Source organism: Mucilaginibacter sp. CSA2-8R (assembly GCF_038806765.1).
Classification (GTDB): Bacteria; Bacteroidota; Bacteroidia; order Sphingobacteriales; family Sphingobacteriaceae; genus Mucilaginibacter.
The window spans coordinates 2,941,411-2,957,984 of sequence record NZ_CP152389.1; the positions used below are offsets into that span (position 1 = coordinate 2,941,411).

The 16,574-nt window shown below is 46.9% G+C and carries 11 protein-coding genes and 4 tRNA genes; 5 read left to right on the top strand and 10 right to left on the bottom strand.

Going from position 1 to position 16,574, the window contains the following annotated elements; all coding sequences use genetic code 11:
* Positions 1–168: 168 nt before the first annotated feature.
* The 4 genes from AAGR14_RS12390 to AAGR14_RS12405 all read right to left on the bottom strand — a co-directional run bounded on the left by AAGR14_RS12390 (position 169) and on the right by AAGR14_RS12405 (position 8,851).
* Positions 169–2,121: a glycoside hydrolase family 97 protein gene (locus AAGR14_RS12390; protein ID WP_342644532.1), complete on the bottom strand. Its 1,953-nt coding sequence runs from the start codon at positions 2,119–2,121 to the stop codon at positions 169–171.
* Positions 2,122–2,384: 263 nt separating this feature from the next.
* A complete protein-coding gene (locus AAGR14_RS12395) occupies positions 2,385–4,466 on the bottom strand; it encodes a glycoside hydrolase 43 family protein (protein WP_342644533.1) in 2,082 nt (693 codons plus the stop codon).
* A 62-nt stretch (positions 4,467–4,528) separates the two neighbouring features.
* On the bottom strand, positions 4,529–6,127 hold the full coding sequence (locus AAGR14_RS12400) for a glycoside hydrolase 43 family protein (protein ID WP_342644534.1): 1,599 nt from the start codon (positions 6,125–6,127) through the stop codon (positions 4,529–4,531).
* Between the two features lie 1,086 nt (positions 6,128–7,213).
* A complete protein-coding gene (locus tag AAGR14_RS12405; RefSeq protein ID WP_342644535.1) occupies positions 7,214–8,851 on the bottom strand; it encodes an alpha-L-fucosidase in 1,638 nt (545 codons plus the stop codon).
* Between the two features lie 400 nt (positions 8,852–9,251).
* Between AAGR14_RS12405 and AAGR14_RS12410 the strand changes: the two genes are divergently transcribed.
* A complete protein-coding gene (locus AAGR14_RS12410; protein ID WP_342644536.1) occupies positions 9,252–9,503 on the top strand; it encodes a YtxH domain-containing protein in 252 nt (83 codons plus the stop codon).
* 92 nt (positions 9,504–9,595) lie between these two features.
* On the opposite strand, the gene AAGR14_RS12415 is transcribed toward AAGR14_RS12410, so the two are convergent.
* The 6 genes from AAGR14_RS12415 to AAGR14_RS12440 form a co-directional block, all read right to left on the bottom strand.
* Positions 9,596–10,042: a KTSC domain-containing protein gene (locus AAGR14_RS12415; RefSeq protein WP_342644537.1), complete on the bottom strand. Its 447-nt coding sequence runs from the start codon at positions 10,040–10,042 to the stop codon at positions 9,596–9,598.
* Between the two features lie 243 nt (positions 10,043–10,285).
* Positions 10,286–10,356: transfer RNA gene (locus AAGR14_RS12420), tRNA-Gln, on the bottom strand.
* 8 nt (positions 10,357–10,364) lie between these two features.
* Positions 10,365–10,441, bottom strand: a tRNA-OTHER gene (locus AAGR14_RS12425).
* 7 nt (positions 10,442–10,448) lie between these two features.
* Positions 10,449–10,522 (bottom strand) — tRNA-Ile (locus tag AAGR14_RS12430).
* 13 nt (positions 10,523–10,535) lie between these two features.
* Positions 10,536–10,609, bottom strand: a tRNA-Pro gene (locus AAGR14_RS12435).
* A 214-nt stretch (positions 10,610–10,823) separates the two neighbouring features.
* A complete protein-coding gene (locus AAGR14_RS12440; protein ID WP_342644538.1) occupies positions 10,824–12,584 on the bottom strand; it encodes an alpha-L-fucosidase in 1,761 nt (586 codons plus the stop codon).
* A 299-nt stretch (positions 12,585–12,883) separates the two neighbouring features.
* On the opposite strand from AAGR14_RS12440, the gene AAGR14_RS12445 reads away from it, so the two are divergent.
* The 4 genes from AAGR14_RS12445 (at position 12,884) to AAGR14_RS12460 (ending at position 16,567) form a co-directional block, all read left to right on the top strand.
* Positions 12,884–14,476 (top strand): TROVE domain-containing protein, encoded by a 1,593-nt coding sequence (locus AAGR14_RS12445; RefSeq protein ID WP_342648698.1) that lies wholly within the window; start codon positions 12,884–12,886, stop codon positions 14,474–14,476.
* A gap of 696 nt (positions 14,477–15,172) precedes the next feature.
* Positions 15,173–15,295: a hypothetical protein gene (locus tag AAGR14_RS12450; RefSeq protein WP_342644539.1), complete on the top strand. Its 123-nt coding sequence runs from the start codon at positions 15,173–15,175 to the stop codon at positions 15,293–15,295.
* Between the two features lie 180 nt (positions 15,296–15,475).
* A complete protein-coding gene (locus tag AAGR14_RS12455) occupies positions 15,476–15,718 on the top strand; it encodes a hypothetical protein (RefSeq protein WP_342644540.1) in 243 nt (80 codons plus the stop codon).
* Between the two features lie 300 nt (positions 15,719–16,018).
* Positions 16,019–16,567, top strand: a complete 549-nt coding sequence (locus tag AAGR14_RS12460; RefSeq protein ID WP_342644541.1) for a DUF5025 domain-containing protein — start codon at positions 16,019–16,021, stop codon at positions 16,565–16,567.
* The last annotated feature ends 7 nt before the right edge of the window (positions 16,568–16,574 follow it).

A 16,574-nucleotide genomic window follows, 5' to 3' on the forward strand; every position in this document is an offset into this window, starting at 1 on the left:
AAGTATCGGAAACAAAAACTATCGAGGTAATTAAACTCCTTTATGTCAATTCGAGGATAACAAGAAATCTTGTTTGTAGCGGTAAGCAACTTGTCCAATTACTTGCCGTGAGTATCAAGATTTCTCGTTATCACTCGAATTGACAGGTGGTTATATTGACTCATTCTCTCATTGCTTTACCACCGCTACAAATCCGCCGCGGGGCAGGCAGTCTATCTTAACGGGTTGGCCAGGAGTAACCGACAGCGTTTGTGTGTTAAACGATTTATCATTATCACCATCTTTAATGATGGTCAATTTACCTTGTTTAGTTTTCAAAAAGCTGAGGCTAAACTGTAAGGTTTGCGCATTGTCCAACCCATTAAGTCCGCCAATATACCAGTTACTTCCGCTGCGGCGGGCGATAACCACATGGTTGCCGGGGTAACCGCTCAGCAGGCGGGTTTCGTCCCAGGCGGTGGGTACGGTTTTCAGAAAGTTTTTGGGGTCGTCGGGCAGGTCGTAAAAAGCCGAAGGACGGTCGGCAAAGTTTTGCAGAGCCGATTCAAACACTACCGATAAGGCCAGTTCGTGCCCGTATGAGGTAGTGTGCGGATGCTGGCTATTAGTAAACGTTACCGGGGTATAATCCATCGGGCCAACAACATTACGGGTAAAGGGCAGCGTGGTGTTATGAACCGCAGCTTTACTGGTTAATTCATCGTTATTATTATACCATTCGGCACCGCGCACCGCCTCAACGGTCATGAGGTTGGGGTACGTGCGCGACCATCCCCGCGGAATGGTAGCACCATGAAAATCAACCATCAGGTGATGATCCGCCGCATCTTTCAATATCTCCAGGTATAGCTTCATCATGTCTTGCTGGTCGCCGGCAAAAAAATCGATCTTCACGCCATACACGCCAATTTTATTGAGCCACGCAAACTCCTTCAGCCGTTTCTCGCGGGTACGCATCCGGTCGATCGGCGTAGCGGTTGCCCACTCGGTAGTGCCAGAGTTATACCATAGCATAGGTTTTATACCTTTGGATTGGGCGTACTTTACGGCGTCTTCCATAGTGCCGCCGTTGGTCATCACGTCCCATTCCCAATCAATCAGTACATAAGGCCAAGTCATTTTCTCAGCCAGATCAACGTATTCCACTACCCGCTTATAATCTCTAGAACCATGGTTATAAGCCCAGTATACCCACGCTACCGAACCGGGCTTTATCCAACTCGTGTCTTTTAACTGGTTGGGGTTGCTTACATCATTTATCAGAGTTGATTGCACCACTGTAGCCAGCGACCCTAAAATGATAGTATGCCATTGCGATGCCCAGGGTAACGGAGCCATACCTCCCTGCTGGTTAAAGTCTTTACGTGGTTCGGGATAAGTAACTTTGTAAGTATTTAAGTCGGCGGCATTGATAAGCCGGGCTGCCGCATTCACTTCGCTATTACCAGCTTCGGATAGTAGGTAGTATACCTCCTTACCATTGGCTTTAAACAATGCAGGATAGGCCCATTGCTGCGATTTGATACCTTTACCATCGGTACTGTACGGAAAAAACTCCTCATAAGCCGGGTCGTATTTTTGTATCCAGCGGGCCGTTTGCTGCGGAATATGGTAGGTAGTATACTCATCCTTTACATTAACCTGCGACATACCCGACGCCTGCAACTGGTACCTGAAAGCCACCCCATCATTATATAACCTAAAAACAACCTGTAGTTGCTTACCCGCACCGTTGGCAAAGGTAAACGCCTGTTCGGTAGCTTCGTTGGTGCATAAGCTGCGTTTGCCGGTAAGCATACGGTAGTTCTCGCTCAGCCTTTTTACCCAACCAGCGTTTTTAAGGTCGATGTTTTTAAACTGCTGGTCGGCGGTTGAAAGGCCCAACTGGTTGTTCTGCATCACCGGCGCAAAACTACCGCCGTTTTTGTAATATACATCAAATGCTGCTGAGGCCGCAGAGTCATTGCCGGCCCGGTAATCATTGTGCAGTACCACCTTTATTTTGCCATTCGGCGAGGTGAGCGTGAATGAGTTTTTTTTCTGTCCATGCGCCGTGTTGTAGCCCATCAGGCATAACAGGGCAGCAGCGGCTATGAAGGTTTTTTTAGGGGATATATTCATGAGATGTATTTTGATGGATTTTTTTTGATGTCACTGATTTTGTTTGATGTCACTGATTTTGTTTGAGTAATTCTACTGCTCTTTCCCTCCCGTCATGCCGAATTTATTTCGGCATCCCACGCGCCAAGTAACGAACTTTTCCGGCAAGGCGGCATCCCACGTGCTAAGTAACGAACTTTCATAAAAAAGCGGTTAGCCTGTCCTGTGGGATGCTGAAATAAATTCGGCATGACGGGGTGGAGACAACCCAATGCATCTCATAATCATGGCGTTACTTCCTTCCAGCTAAACACGGTGCCATCTTTCTTCCCAGGGAGGGTGCCGGGCCAGTCGGCGCCATATAGTTCGCCGGTGTTGGGGTTGAGGCCTACAAAGCGGTTGGTGTGCAGCGATAGCAGCATACACTCGCCGCGCAGCATATCCTGCCACATAAATAGGCTGGCCGCGCTTTCTTGTTTAATGAGGCGCACATCGGCCGCCATGCCCTGGCCGGTAATGGTGACAAAGCCGGTACCATTCATAGCCTGCAGCACTACCCTGCCATTACCTCGGTCGAGCACTTTAAAGGTATAGGCGCTGTCTTTTTCGTCGGGGCGGTAAATGTGGCCGGGTACGAGCATGCCGTGCGTGTCGGCCCGCACCATGCGGCGGTCGGCCAGGTTGGTTAGGGTAATCGTTTTGCCGATGGGCAGGTTTTTAGAGCGGTCGGCCAGGGGTTCGTCCATCATAAATTTACTGAAGGCTGCATAGCCGCCCTCTTTACCCTGCGTGTTGTACGCAAAAAGGGCAAAGCGTGTGCCCTGAAACGTTTTAAGCTGGTAAGGCAGGCGTACGCTATCGCCCAGGCTTTCAAACTGGGTGCCGTTGGCGCTGTAGCTCAACTGGCTAATATCGTTATCAAAGTCGCCGTAGGCCCGTAGGCTTACTTTGGGCGATTTTAGCGGCTTATCAATAGTTTGATGCTTATACTGGTCAAAAAAACGCAGGATGTACTGGTTGCCCTGGCGCAGCACTGCTACCCAGGCGTATGGGATGTTCATCAGTCCTAACCCGGCTATGTCGCCGTTTTTTAAGTGCGAAGCGTTGAGTACTACCGTAGCCTGGCTAACGGGACCAACGCCGCGCTGGGTAAGGGTGTTGTGCGCCCATAAAAAGTCTTTAGCCGGCAGGGTATGTAGCTGCAGTTCGCCGGGTTTAAGTTGCCAGTGGGTGTTAACGGGATTATGGTTCCATTGCCAGGCATCAGCCAAGTGTACCTGCCTAAAGTCATCACTGCGCACGTAGGGGGCGTGCGGCGTGGCCGTATTGTTGGGTTTGTACCAGGTTTTGGGTGAACGGCCCAGGTTGCCCTCGATGCCAAAATACGGCCAACCGTCTTTCCAGGTAACCGGCGACAAGAATGTGGTGCGCCCTACCGAGCGAAAATCCATCATCGAAAATCCCCACCAGCGGCCATCAGGCATATCCACAATGCCGCCCTGGTGCATGGGTATCGATTCCAGCAGTTGCCCGTTGCGTTTTACCGTGTTAATTTTATCATCAGGCGCGGGTACGGGCGTGCTCTGGCCTATATCGTTAGTAAACCAGCCGAGCGAGGTGCCCATGGTTTCTTTGGCGCTGATGACGGTAGTTTCGTACGGGCCATAAATATTGGCCGACCGTGCGCACTGCAAACGGCCGCCATCGGCATTGGTGATGTAGTATTTGCCGTTTATCTTATAAATGTGGTTACCCTCGCCCATTGCCTGCGTGCGGTCAATGAGCAGCCTGTCGGTATTGGGCTCAAAGCCGCTCAGGTCGGGTTTCAGCTCAATCATCCTGATTTCGGTTTGCCCGTAAACAATGTAAATTTTGTTACTGTCGAATAGTACCGAAAGGTCATAAATGGGCCGTTTAAGGTCGTGCTGTTTCCATGGGCCAGCTGGACTTTTAGAGGTAAATACCTGCAGACCGTGGCGGTTTATATTGGAAAAAATGTAAAACGTACCCTCGTGGTAGCGGATGCAGGGCGCCCAGATGCCTTGCCCGTAAGCCTCTTTGCCATTGCGCAGGTTAAAATCATCACTGTCATCAAAACGGGGCATGGCGTAGCTCACCAGTTTCCAGTTCACCAAATCGGTTGAGTGCAGCACAGGCAGGCCGGGCACGCTGTGCATGGTAGTGCCGGTAATGTAATATTCAGTACCTACCCGTATCAGGTCGGGGTCCGAAAATTCGTCGTAAAATAAAGGGTTGGTGTAGGTACCGTTACCATTGTCGGCCGTCCAGGATTGTGCATGGGCTTTTTGTGTGGTAAAGACGCTGTGAATCAATAAGTATAACAGTAAGTATTTAAAGCGCATCATCAAATAAATTATAGTTAAAAAAGCATCAATAACAGCTTACTTTCCTTGCCAGGTAAATTTCATTAGTGGTTGTACTGGTAACGAAAATAATCAACATCAATATAGCCGGCATCCTGCACGTTATTAAAATTATAAATGGCCAATCGGTCGCCACGGTAGGATGCCCATTGTAACTGATAGGTTTCACCAATAGATTTAAACGTCTTACCATCAGTACTATAAGTGAAGTTACTTTTACCATCAAGCCCCCAAACGCTGCGCAGCCAAAGGGTATTGCCTTTGATGAAAGCGCCGCTGGTAACAGCATCCTTGGTAAAAAACTCTAACTGTTTACCCTGGCTGGTGCATATTATGCCCAACGCAGCATAATAAGGCGAACCAAAGTGCGACAGCCCTGCCCGTTGCCCGTTGGCCATGCCGCTCAGGTCGAGTTTTACCGTAGCCTCGTTGGCGGTGGCGCGGTAACTGCGTTGGGTAATGGTATTGCCGGCGTGCAGCAAATCGTTTTTGAGCGGCTTAAACGCATGCAGCCTGAGCCAGCCCTTGCGTTGCGATAACGACCATTTACCAGCCCGGGGCTGGTAGTTCCATTCCCACTGGGAGCTCACAGTGGCAGCGCTAAACTCGTCTGACGACTGCGGAACCACTTTTTGCGTGCCTTTTACCGGCATGGGTGCCTGCCAAACCATTTCGCCTATGCCGGCAGCGTTAGGTTTGCCGATGATAGGCCAGCCGTTAAGCCAGGTAACGGGCAGCAGGCTCGCTACGCGGCCCGACCAGTCGCCCGAACCGTGGTGGATTAAAAAGTACCATCGGCCAGCCTGGGATTGCACGAGGCCGCCCTGGTTGGGCTCGTTAAACTGCGGCTGCCCCTCGCTCAGCTGCTGCGGGCCCTCATACGGCCCCCAGATGTTTTTGGCGCGTTCCATCATCAGCACCCGCACATTGTTGCGCACTTCGCTAAAAAGATGGTAATAGTAGCCGTTAATTTTATACAACTTGTTGGCCTCACTGCCGTGCGACTGATAAATCACTTTGTCGGATGCCCTGTCAATCGTGGCTCCATCGACCGACATTTTAAAAAGGTGGATTTTGTAGCTGTCGGCAAAATTGGTGCCCACCAGGTAGGCTTGCCCGTCATCGTCCCAAAAAGGGCAGCAATCGTCCCAGCCCTTCTCAGCCAGCACAGGTTTAAGCGGCGCCCAAGGGCCCTCGGGCCGCGTGGCTGACGTCATGAAATAGCCCTCGTCGGGGTCGCCAAAGTAAATCCAGAAACGGTTTTTATGGTAGCGGATGGCCCCGGCCCAAACACCCCGGCCATAGCGGTCCATCTGGGTATAATTCATGGCCGGCGATATGGTTGAAATATCATTAACCGCGTGGCTCAATATGCGCCAGTTCACCATATCCTTAGAGTGCAGAATGACGAAGCCCGGGGAGTATTGAAACGTAGATGACACGGCGTAATAATCATTACCTACGCGGATGCAGTCAATGTCGCTATAATCGCCGGGCAAAACCGGATTATGGTAAGTGCCGTCGCGCTGGTCGCCCCACTGCGTCCAGCTTCCCCATTGCGGTGCTGTAGGTTGGGTTTGGCTGAAGGTAGAGGTTTGCGACAAACAAAGTAGAGCAGCGGAAAAGGCGATGTTACGGAGCATATAAGTAATTGATGATTTTGATATTAAGCGTTATTTTTGATTTTTAGCTATCCTTTTTTATTTCTGAATCAGAATTTACAGAATTTTTGAATTTACAGAATGGCATTTTAGAACATAACCGGCAATTTTTTCAATTCACAATTCCACTCCGCTGCCAGAAGCCTCTTGGCTTGTGGATAAGCCAGATTATAACGCCGGATATGCCTATCCGCGGACCACAAGCCAGGAGGCTTGCGGCGGCGAAAAAAAACAGCCCCCTAAATGGTATCCATTCGAAAGTATTGTTATCGGCATAATATCATTCAATTCTGTTAATCATAAAATTCAACAAATTCTGGTTCTTATAATGTTAGTCGGCGAGTGCAAGTGCATTAAACCCCTCCCTGCCCTCCCGAGGGAGGGAAGAATTGCGCAAGCCGTTATACTTTTTTTTTAAAGAAGCGCAGAGGCCCGCTGTTGCGCCCGGGCCAACGCAGGCCATGTGCGGCAGTGAGGTGATCGCAACAGCTAGGCCTTTTTGTTTCTTTTGTGGCTATGACAAAAGAAATAGCCCCTGCGGCGATGAGCAGACTGCAGAAGGTTTATCCTTGCAAGCTTTAGTTTAAACCGCAGAATCAATAAATGTAACAAGCGGCGAATACGTCTTCAAGAGATTGCTTCGTACCTCGCAATGACACGGCGGTTTTATTCACTCATTTTATCACTCACTCATTGGCTTACTCAACAAACTTGCACTAAAAAGGGGATAACGAAGCCCCACAACCTCGCAAGTTTTCCTCCTACTGCCCCCAATTTAGCGCAAGTTTGATTTTATGTTTTGTAATTGCCTATCTAAACGCCTTGCAAAGAACTATTGCATGTTGCCTACTGCTGTACACCAATAATCACCAGCAACCTCAGCTAAAAATGCCTGATGAACACCGGATGTAGTTAAAACGTTTATCATCATCATGGTATGTTAAGCTGCAATTTATTAAAGGAACGGGTATGTTTACATTCAAATCTGGCATATTTTGTTAAACGCCGGACTATTTTACCTGGACATTGATTCACAATATTTTAACTGCCTTTGCCTGCCGTTTTGATTTAGGCTATCGCACCATTTATTTTAAATACGTAAGCGATTGAACCCTGAGGCATTTCGGGCAGTTGGATGTTCAAGCCTTCAGTGGTTTGGGTAAACTCCAGCGGTGCATCGCTGCCCAGCAGGCTTACCCTTTGTACTTTGGGCACACTGTTTAAAGCCAGCTTTTTGATGAGTGCCTGTTTATTAACGGGCCAGTCCAGCATGGCGGCGTACAATACGTTGCCCTTTTTGGTAAACCTGAAATCGGCTGCGGTAAAGGGTTTGTTTTTACCCTCGTTAAAGCCCTGGGCACTCAGGGGGGCAGCGCCTTCAATAGTCGGGCCCTCACCAAAGACTGTCCAGGGACGGGTACCGTAAATGCTTTCGCTGTTGCGCTGCATCCAGGCAGCAATACCTTCAACTACAGCGCGTTCTTTATCGTCAATACTACCGTTGCCCCGCACCGGAATGTTGAGCATCAGGTTACCGTTCTTACTCACCACATCAAGCAGGGTGTGCACTACCGTTTTGGCGCTTTTATACTGGTTATTGTCATACAACGAGCGTTCGTAGTGCCAGTTGCCGATGCAGGTATCGGTTTGCCAAGGCTCGGGCTCAATGGCGTTACTTTGGCCGCGCTCGATATCCCAGATCATGCACTTGCGCTGCTGTTCATTCAGTATTTTGCCAAATAACACGGCTTCGAGTTTGCCGTGGCGTTTAATGCTGGTATTATACATGTGGGCGGCAATGCGCAAACCGGCGTCGCTGATGGGCCACAACGGCAACACGGTATCATCAAAGTAAATACCATCGGGTTCATATTTATCTAACAGCTCAATGGTACGTTTATAAAACTTTTCGCAATAAGCTTTAGTGGGTACCGACACACCGTTGCCCCAGGCCCACTGGCTATGTATCATACCGTTATCCTGGCTGTTTTTGCTCAAAGCATGGTCTTGTGCATATAGTTCCTGCGGATCTTCGCCTTCCCACCATTTGCCGCTGCCATCTGCTGTGGCCAGTTTACCATCATAAGGCACGCCGGCCAGCGGACCACTTTTGTCGGCACGCTGGGCGGTTTCCATCCAGCTCCAGGCGTGGGCGGCATGTACGCTTACGGCAAAGCGCAGGTCGTTATTTTTGGCGGCCTTAGCCCACCCGGCAATCAAATCTTTTTTTGGTCCCATGCGCACCGAGTTCCATTTCTGGTACTTACTGTCCCACAGGTCCATGTTATCGTGGTGGTTGGCCAAGGCCATAAAGTATTTGGCACCGGCCTTTTTGTAAAGGCTCACCAGCTCTTCAGGGTCCCATAGTTCGGCTTTCCACTCGTTTATTACATCTTTAAAACCAAATTTTGAGGGATGCCCATATTTTTCGACGTGATGCTTATACTTACGGCCGCCCTCCATATACATTTCGCGGGCATACCAGTCGCCGTATTCGGGCTGGCATTGCGGCCCCCAGTGCGCCCACATCCCAAATTTTGCATCCCTGAACCACTCGGGTACCTCGTATTGAGCCAGCGAATCCCAGGTGGGTTTAAACCGACCTGCAGCGTAGGGGGCATTAAGCAATTGGCCGGCATAGCCTTTTGGCAGGTACATGGATGATAAACCGATGGCCATGCCTTTTAATAAACGTCTTCTGTCCATATAAATTAAGATGTAACCGCAACCAGGCGTATGTTTTACAGCCGCTGCAACAATTTGGATATTTATAATTGGTTTATAAGCGTAGCAATCTGCAGTTGTGTAAAGCGAAAGTACTACGTGTTAAGTTGATAAACTATTATAAAATAGACTATAAGTTGTACAAATCCGACCTATTGGCAATGAGAGAACTGAAGCCAAAGATTGAATGATAGTATGAGTAAGTTTTAAATGTGCCAATGAGCAAATTTGCAGCTGTGCATATAAGAAACAATAAGTAAGTCGCGAATTAGCAAACAAAACTAAGCATGCTATTATGTTGACGCCTATGCTAATTAAAAGAATCCAAACTATTTAAGAACCATCACCCCTATTTCGTGTTGATTAAGAAAAACTACAGCTTATGAAAATTCCGTTTAAAAGTAATAACAACCAAGCACTGATCATCACGGCAGTAACCTTGGTAACCGCAGCTGCTGTTGCACTGGCTTATTTATTCGCGACCGAATCGGGCAAAGAAACGCGCAAGCAATTAGAGGACGCAGTAGAAGAAGGCAGCGAACATGCTCAAGACTACCTGGAAGCCAAAACCCATCAACTAAAAAAGAAAAAGACCGATCTGCACGAGTTGGAAGACTTAGTGAAAGATCATTAATAAAAAATTTTTAAGCAAAAAAAAGCGCTCAATAAACTTGATAATAGTTTATTGGGCGCTTTTTAAGTTATAAGCGTACGCTTTTTGACTATTTATGCCGTAGCAACCAACCTGCTGGTGCTTCTGTATAAATAGTCACTAAAAATATGTCTGCGGGCAAATCTGCCCGGCGAGTCGGCATTAATAAATTTAACATATACCGCTTTAGGCACATCAAAATACTCGTAGGTATTGCCGTCGGTAAAGTTTACGGTAAGCACCTGGCGCTGATAGTCAAAATCTTCGATGGCAGCAGTGGTAGTTGTTAAAGTATAATCAGAAAAGGTTTGAGCCCGCGTTTCGGGTGCAATGCTTACTAAAAAATGATAAGCCTCAATCACCGTCTTACTTTTTTCTTCGGCTTCTAATTTGGCGGCATCATCCTGAAAGCGGTCGGGGTGCCAGGTTTTCATCAGGCCGCGGTAAACAGATTTTAATTCCTGCAAGTCCGCATCTTTGGTTACATTTAACAGTTTGCGGTAATCAACAATCTTTTTCATTACTTAAGTTCTTTCTTTTATAAGGCAGAAAGCAGTAACATTAACCCCCTCCGCAAAACGAGGGCAAAGGTACAGATTATCAGCGAGTTTTCATAAGGCGGTCTGAATGATATTGGACGGGGCTATTATGCAACTTCACAAAATATATTATTTAATATTATTTTAATAATAATACAGCATCCCCTACCCGCCTTAAAGCGACCAACAACGCTGCACCTGTAGATGCATCAAACTACTAAAAAGTTTTCCTGCATGGATTCGAACCACGATTTTCTGAACCAAAATCAGACGTGCTACCGTTGCACCACAGGAAATTATAAAGCGGTCGATGCAAGACTCGAACTTGCGACCAGTTCCCATTAGACAGGGAATCCCTATTACCAACTCAGGCAATCGGCCTAACTTGTAGAACGTAAAGGACTTGAACCTTTAACCATCACCGTATAAGGGTGCCGCTCTCACCAATTGAGCTAACGTTCCGGCTATAAAAAAGTTGGGTAACCCGGACTTGAACCGGGAGCCTACACATCCCAAATGTGGTAATCTGACCAATTGATATACTACCCTGAAAATGCCCTGAAAACAAAAAATCCCCTTAGACTGACCTAAGAGGATTTTGAATATCTTGCTATGTTACGTCAATACATATCCATTCACCTCTGATAGATCAGTTGCGGCAATTGTATCTGTATTGTTGTTGTTTTCATGATGCAATAATAGGTATTATTTTAATACCAACAAATATTTTTTATAATTTATTTAAAATAATTAGCTCGCGCATTTAATCTACTTTAAAAACAACCGATGTTGCATACGGCATTGATGCAGGGCAGGTAACAATCAATGCATCGCCCGATTGCTGCCAATCAAGTTTACCCTCGTAACCAAGCAGGCTAACACTTTTAACCGGCTGGCTTAAGCGCTTTGCATCAGCACCTAACGATTGGATGGTAACTTTAGCTCCGGCTTTGGGTACTACCATACTTAACACGTAAAGCGATTTATTTTTGCCAACCGTAAACCTAAAATCCTGCTCGTTAAATTTAAAGTTTGCCTGGCTTTTACCCAGTTTACCGCCCGGTAACATTTTTAGCTTACCGTTTACCTGCTCGCCCTCGCCGGGTATTACCCAGGCGTGGCTGCCGTACACCGCCTCGCCGTTGCGGCGCATCCAGACGCCAACTTCTTTCAGCATTTTCTGGCTTTCGGAGTTTAGCGAACCATCCGGCAGTAACGATATGCATATACAGGCATTGCCGTCGCGGGCAATGGCTTCGGTAATGTATTTAATCATCATGCCCGAGTCGTAGGTAAAGCCCGGCTCGTAAAACCAATCGCCCACCGGTACCTCGGCAATCCAGGGCTGATCGGTTTTTATTTTTTCGGGGATGCCAAACTCCTCGGTAGTTACCGTGCCATTAGTTTTATCCCTGAATTTTACTACGCTAAAGGTATTTACCTTACCCCGGCGCGTTAGGGTACGATTGTAAAAGTCGGCAATAACCCGCTGCATCGCATCAGCCTTGTAGCCCGTACCGGTACCATTACCTGTAAATGGCCCTTGCACTGTACCATCGGTATAAATAAAATCGGGGTCGTAATGCTGCACCACGTCTTCCATACGCATGGCCCAGTTGGTGGCGTACCACTTGGCATATTGCAGGTGGTTAGAGAAAATGCCAGGTGCCGGAGGCGACCACGCCGACCGGGCGGCAGACTCAACGCCTTTATATTCGCGCAAATCGACGCCATATAATAATCTTGGATCCAGCCCCTGCCACCATTTGCCTTTGCCGTCTTGCAGGGTCAGATTACCATCATAAGGTTTGCCCTTGTATGCACCGGATGTGTCGCTGCCGAAAGCGGTTTGCCACCACCACCAGGTATACTCGTGGTGAAATGTAACTCCAAACCTAATACCCTCAGCACGTGAGGCCTTTGCCCATTCACCAATAATATCACGTTTAGGCCCTACGTTCATGGAGTTCCATGGCTGGTATTTGGAGTTCCACATATCATAATTATCATGATGAACACCTTGTATCATCAAGAAACGGGCACCTGCATCTTTATAGATTTTTGCCAGTTTTTTAGGGTCAAGCAAGTTTGGTTTCCAATTATGCAGTACCTCCATGTAACCGGCTTTGGAGGGATGTCCGTATTTTTTGACGTGATTGGCATATGCCTTAGTGCCTTGAACATACATGCGCCGTGCGTACCAGTCGCCGCTCTCGCCCGAAGCCTGCGGACCAAAATGCACCCAGATACCAAACTTGGCATCGCGCAGCCATTGTGGTTCACCAGGGTAATTCTTTTCGATAGATGCCCAGGTGGGTTCAAAAGGCCCCTTAGCCACCGGAACATCCAGCTTAACCTCATTAAAAGTGTCGGCATCGCCCAAGGGCACACTATTTAACGGTAACTTTTTAGCGCCGGCCGGCAAGGGTGCATGCTGCGAACTAATAGTTTTTTTTGCATGCTGGGCATAACTGCTTGTAGCCAACAACCCCGTTAATAGAAAAACCGGAAGCGATTTTCTCATGGTTTTATTTGAAATAAGAAATAGTGAATGGTTGCCGGCAAAAATATAGGACATAACCTTACTAAATTTGTAAAAATCCGACTATTATTTGTAATAACTTAAAATTGCATACACGAGTTCTTAACGTCTGCGTGTGCATATCAAGCTCACAAAGCATTGATTTTTAGTTGTATCTGCCAGTGTCATTTTGTTTCGGCATAAACTCCTCAAAAAAATTTGAAAATATTTTTTACTGCGCAAATAGGCTGCGCACTGGCCTCCAACCTTTGTATCAACAAAACGAAAAAGGGAGGTTTGTGATGAAATTCAACCTGTTTACCAAAACAACAAATACAGCACCGCAGATAACTAACCATGAAGGCGCGCCGGCTTATGCCCTATCGCCCGAAATAGAATTGTATACTACCGTGGTTATTTGGTCGCTCAACGATTCGTTTTACGAAAAAGACGAGACCCGGTTGCTGCGACTGCGCGAGCTGATTGTTAAATGTAACCCGGTATTTGTAGGTAAGCTTGCCGTTTATGCCCGTACCAAAATGTACATGCGCTCGGTACCGCTGGTGCTGGTAACCGAACTGGCCCGCATACACCGCGGCGATGATTTGGTAGCCCGTGTAACCGACCAGGTGATAAACCGTGCTGACGAGATTACCGAGCTGCTGGCCTGCTATACGCTGCTTAATGAGCGGAAGGGCACAAAAAAACTGAATCGACTGAGCAAGCAGTTGCAAAAAGGCTTGTCGGTTGCGTTTAACAAGTTTGATGAGTACCAGTTTGCTAAATACAACCGCCCGGCCGATATTAAACTACGTGATGCCTTGTTTTTGGTGCATCCGAAAGCTAAAGACGAATTGCAGCAGTTGCTGTTTAATAAAATAGCTGCCGATACACTACAAACACCTTATACCTGGGAAACCGAACTATCGGCCCTGGGCAGGTTAAACTTTGACAGCGACGAGGCCAAAGCAGCTGCTTTTAAAGCCAAGTGGGAAGAACTGATTGACAGCAACAAACTGGGCTACATGGCTATGTTACGCAACCTGCGTAATATGCAGCAGGCAGGTATATCGTACCAGCACATCGAAAAGGTTTGCAACTTTTTATCGTCGCCGGCGCAGGTAGCCAAAGCAAAGCAGTTTCCGTTAAGGTTTTTGTCGGCCTACCGCGAAATGCTGAATATGCAAACACCTTCAGCAGCACGCGGAATTTTGCAAAAGGTAGCCGGAGCGCTGTTAAGTGGTAACCAAGGCTACACCGGCCGGATTTTGCAGGCGCTTGAACAGGCGGTACAAGCCAGCGCGGCCAACATCAAAGGTTTTGATTACAATACCCGTGTGTTGCTGGCCTGCGACGTGTCGGGTTCTATGCAGAAGCCGGTATCTGCAAAATCAAAAGTGCTGTTGTATGATGTGGGCTTGATGCTGGCCATGCTGCTGCAATCGCGCTGTAAAAATGTGCAGGTGGGTATGTTTGGCGATACCTGGGAAACCATTGCTGTACCTAACCAAAACATCCTGGCCAACGTGCAGGAGTTTTATCGCCGCGAGGGCGAAGTGGGTTATGCCACCAACGGTTACCTGGTTGTAAAAGACCTGCTTTACCGCCGCGTTGTGATGGATAAAGTGATGCTGTTTACCGACGGCCAGTTATGGAACAATACCGGCCACGAAAGCGAAAACATCCAGACACTTTGGCTGCAATACAAAAACCAGGTTGCAACCGGTGCAAAACTGTACCTGTTTGATTTACAATGCTACGGCCAGACACCACTGCGGATAGCACAAAACGGCGTTTACCTGCTGTCGGGCTGGAGCGACAAAATATTTGAGGTACTGGATGCGCTCGACCGCGGCAGTACCGCCGTTAGCGAAATAGATAATGTAGAACTTTAGTAGATGTGCGAATGGAAGCCAATGAGCGATTGAGTGAGTTGTGAATGAGTGAGTTATGAGACAGCATATATGTGAATAATTCGCTCATTCACTCATTGACCTTAAAGATGCCGTAGAAGCGGGTTACTTCGCGCTGGAGGGGGTGGGCAGTGCAGTGCAAGCTGTGCTGTGGGTTCGAGTCCCAATTGCGTTCCCCCAACCCGGGTCGATTGTTGCTCTTTTTGAAGCCAATGAGTGAATTTTGAATGAGTAAATGGAATTCAATAAGATACTTATTGAAGGAAAGTATTTATGAGTGATTCACTCATGGTTTTCATTTACTCATTCACAACTCGCTCATTCACTCATTGGCTAAAGTTCACTCATTCACATAAAAGGGTGCCGTATTTAAGCGATACTTCGATTCAAGACCTGAGATGCTGGTTTGAACCGGCCCGGTTAGCGCCGGTAGTTTATAACAGAACGCAGGATAAAAGCCGCTTAAAGTTAGTTGCCCCTTTTATTACAAATCAGACTGAATGAGAAACCGCTTTTTAAGTGATGGAACCAGTGATAGTTTGAAGCGGATAAGGTGTGGTAAATAAGCCTTACTTCAAGGATCTGCTGCCGGAGTTTTACTTACGGACAGATATAAGTGGTTTCTTGTTATTAACTCCGCTTTTAAAATATCAAAATAATTAAAGGTGTTGTAAACCAGTGTTACTTCGCACCGATAACGCCCAGGTCGCCGGTTCGAGCCCGGCCCGCACGCCCGCAAAGCGTGTGGTAGCTCAGTTGGTAGAGCAGGAAAACGTACACTGGTTGCCTGTTACCCTTTAATAAAGAAGATGCCGTTTGGCTTAGCGTTACTTCGATTTCAACAAAGCACAACGCAGCCGGTTTATTGCTCTTCTTTTTATGGTTAAATGAGATTAAGAATTTCTAAGTGATTTCTAATCCTGTTCTAATTACACCTAATAGGTTTATGCATAGATTGCAGCCATAATACAAACAAATAATATGAAGAAGATCCTTTTTTTATCAACTGCCTTAGTATTAGGTTTAGGCAGCACAATGGTTAACGCACAAACCGTTCAGAAAAAAACAACTACTGCTAAGCATGTAGAAGTTAAAAAAGACGGCGCTGCTGCTAAAACCAAAGTAACTAAAACAGAAACTACTGCAAAACCGGAAGCTACTACTACAGGCGCTGCCAAACAAACAGTAAAAACCACTAAAGTGGTTAAACACAAAAAAGCGTAAGTGTTAAGTGTATAATGATGACGCCCGGCCCAAAAGCCGGGCGTTTTTTGTTTTGTTAAACCTGATGACCAGCTGATTAGCAACACAAGGTTCATTCTTTTGTAAGATAGTTACCGCAAAATCATCAGGTTTGCATTATTTATTTTTAAGTAACATTTTTGAGCGTTACCTCAAACGTATGCTTTTTTATTTAACTTAAACCACGTATTATTAGTGTATAATTAATTAACGCAGGTGTATAGTTCAAAGGTCAACAAAAGCTGCTTCATTGCTTTCCTGTTTTTTGTCTCTGTGGTGCAAGTGGCTTGTAAAAAACAGGACAGTGTATCCTCAGGTAAACAGCCAGCAGAATTTTCACAGCAGTTAGCCGCCAATATAGCCGGTAAAGCCGTTGTACTCAACAATACGATGAGCCAAAATCGTGAAATTTTAAAGGGTATGTTTACGATGTTTGGCGACAACGGCGGCCAGAGGCGACAGATGTATAACATCGATGCGGCAATATCGGCGTTGGATGGGGACATCAATACAAAATCAACGTTTAGAATACAGTTGAACAATGTTAAAACAGGTATTTTTGATATTACCGGAGAAGATTCTGTTTTCCAACCTTTAACCGGCTCGTACGCGGTACTGAGCATTCGCAGCGCGGCTAACAGCTACTCACTTGTGCTATATACGGCCTCAGTTAAAAAACAGCCCTTTAAAGTACAGGTTACCGGTTTTGAATATCCGCCCTACAGCAGTATACCAACAGTTACAGGAACCTTTAACGGCGTACTTTACAATACGCAAAACATTGCCGATTCGGTTATTGTAAAGAACGGGGCATTTAAAGTTAGGTTTTAGGGCACAA

What these genes read in the sequence shown, in the direction of transcription:
- AAGR14_RS12390 (WP_342644532.1), bottom strand. Translation starts at nt 2,121, where the DNA reads ATGAATATATCCCCTAAAAAAACCTTCATAGCCGCTGCTGCCCTGTTA.
- AAGR14_RS12400 (WP_342644534.1), bottom strand. Translation starts at nt 6,127, where the DNA reads ATGCTCCGTAACATCGCCTTTTCCGCTGCTCTACTTTGTTTGTCGCAA.
- AAGR14_RS12405 (WP_342644535.1), bottom strand. Translation starts at nt 8,851, where the DNA reads ATGGACAGAAGACGTTTATTAAAAGGCATGGCCATCGGTTTATCATCC.
- AAGR14_RS12395 (WP_342644533.1), bottom strand. Translation starts at nt 4,466, where the DNA reads ATGATGCGCTTTAAATACTTACTGTTATACTTATTGATTCACAGCGTC.
- AAGR14_RS12455 (WP_342644540.1), top strand. Translation starts at nt 15,476, where the DNA reads ATGAAGAAGATCCTTTTTTTATCAACTGCCTTAGTATTAGGTTTAGGC.
- AAGR14_RS12415 (WP_342644537.1), bottom strand. Translation starts at nt 10,042, where the DNA reads ATGAAAAAGATTGTTGATTACCGCAAACTGTTAAATGTAACCAAAGAT.
- AAGR14_RS12440 (WP_342644538.1), bottom strand. Translation starts at nt 12,584, where the DNA reads ATGAGAAAATCGCTTCCGGTTTTTCTATTAACGGGGTTGTTGGCTACA.
- AAGR14_RS12410 (WP_342644536.1), top strand. Translation starts at nt 9,252, where the DNA reads ATGAAAATTCCGTTTAAAAGTAATAACAACCAAGCACTGATCATCACG.
- AAGR14_RS12445 (WP_342648698.1), top strand. Translation starts at nt 12,884, where the DNA reads ATGAAATTCAACCTGTTTACCAAAACAACAAATACAGCACCGCAGATA.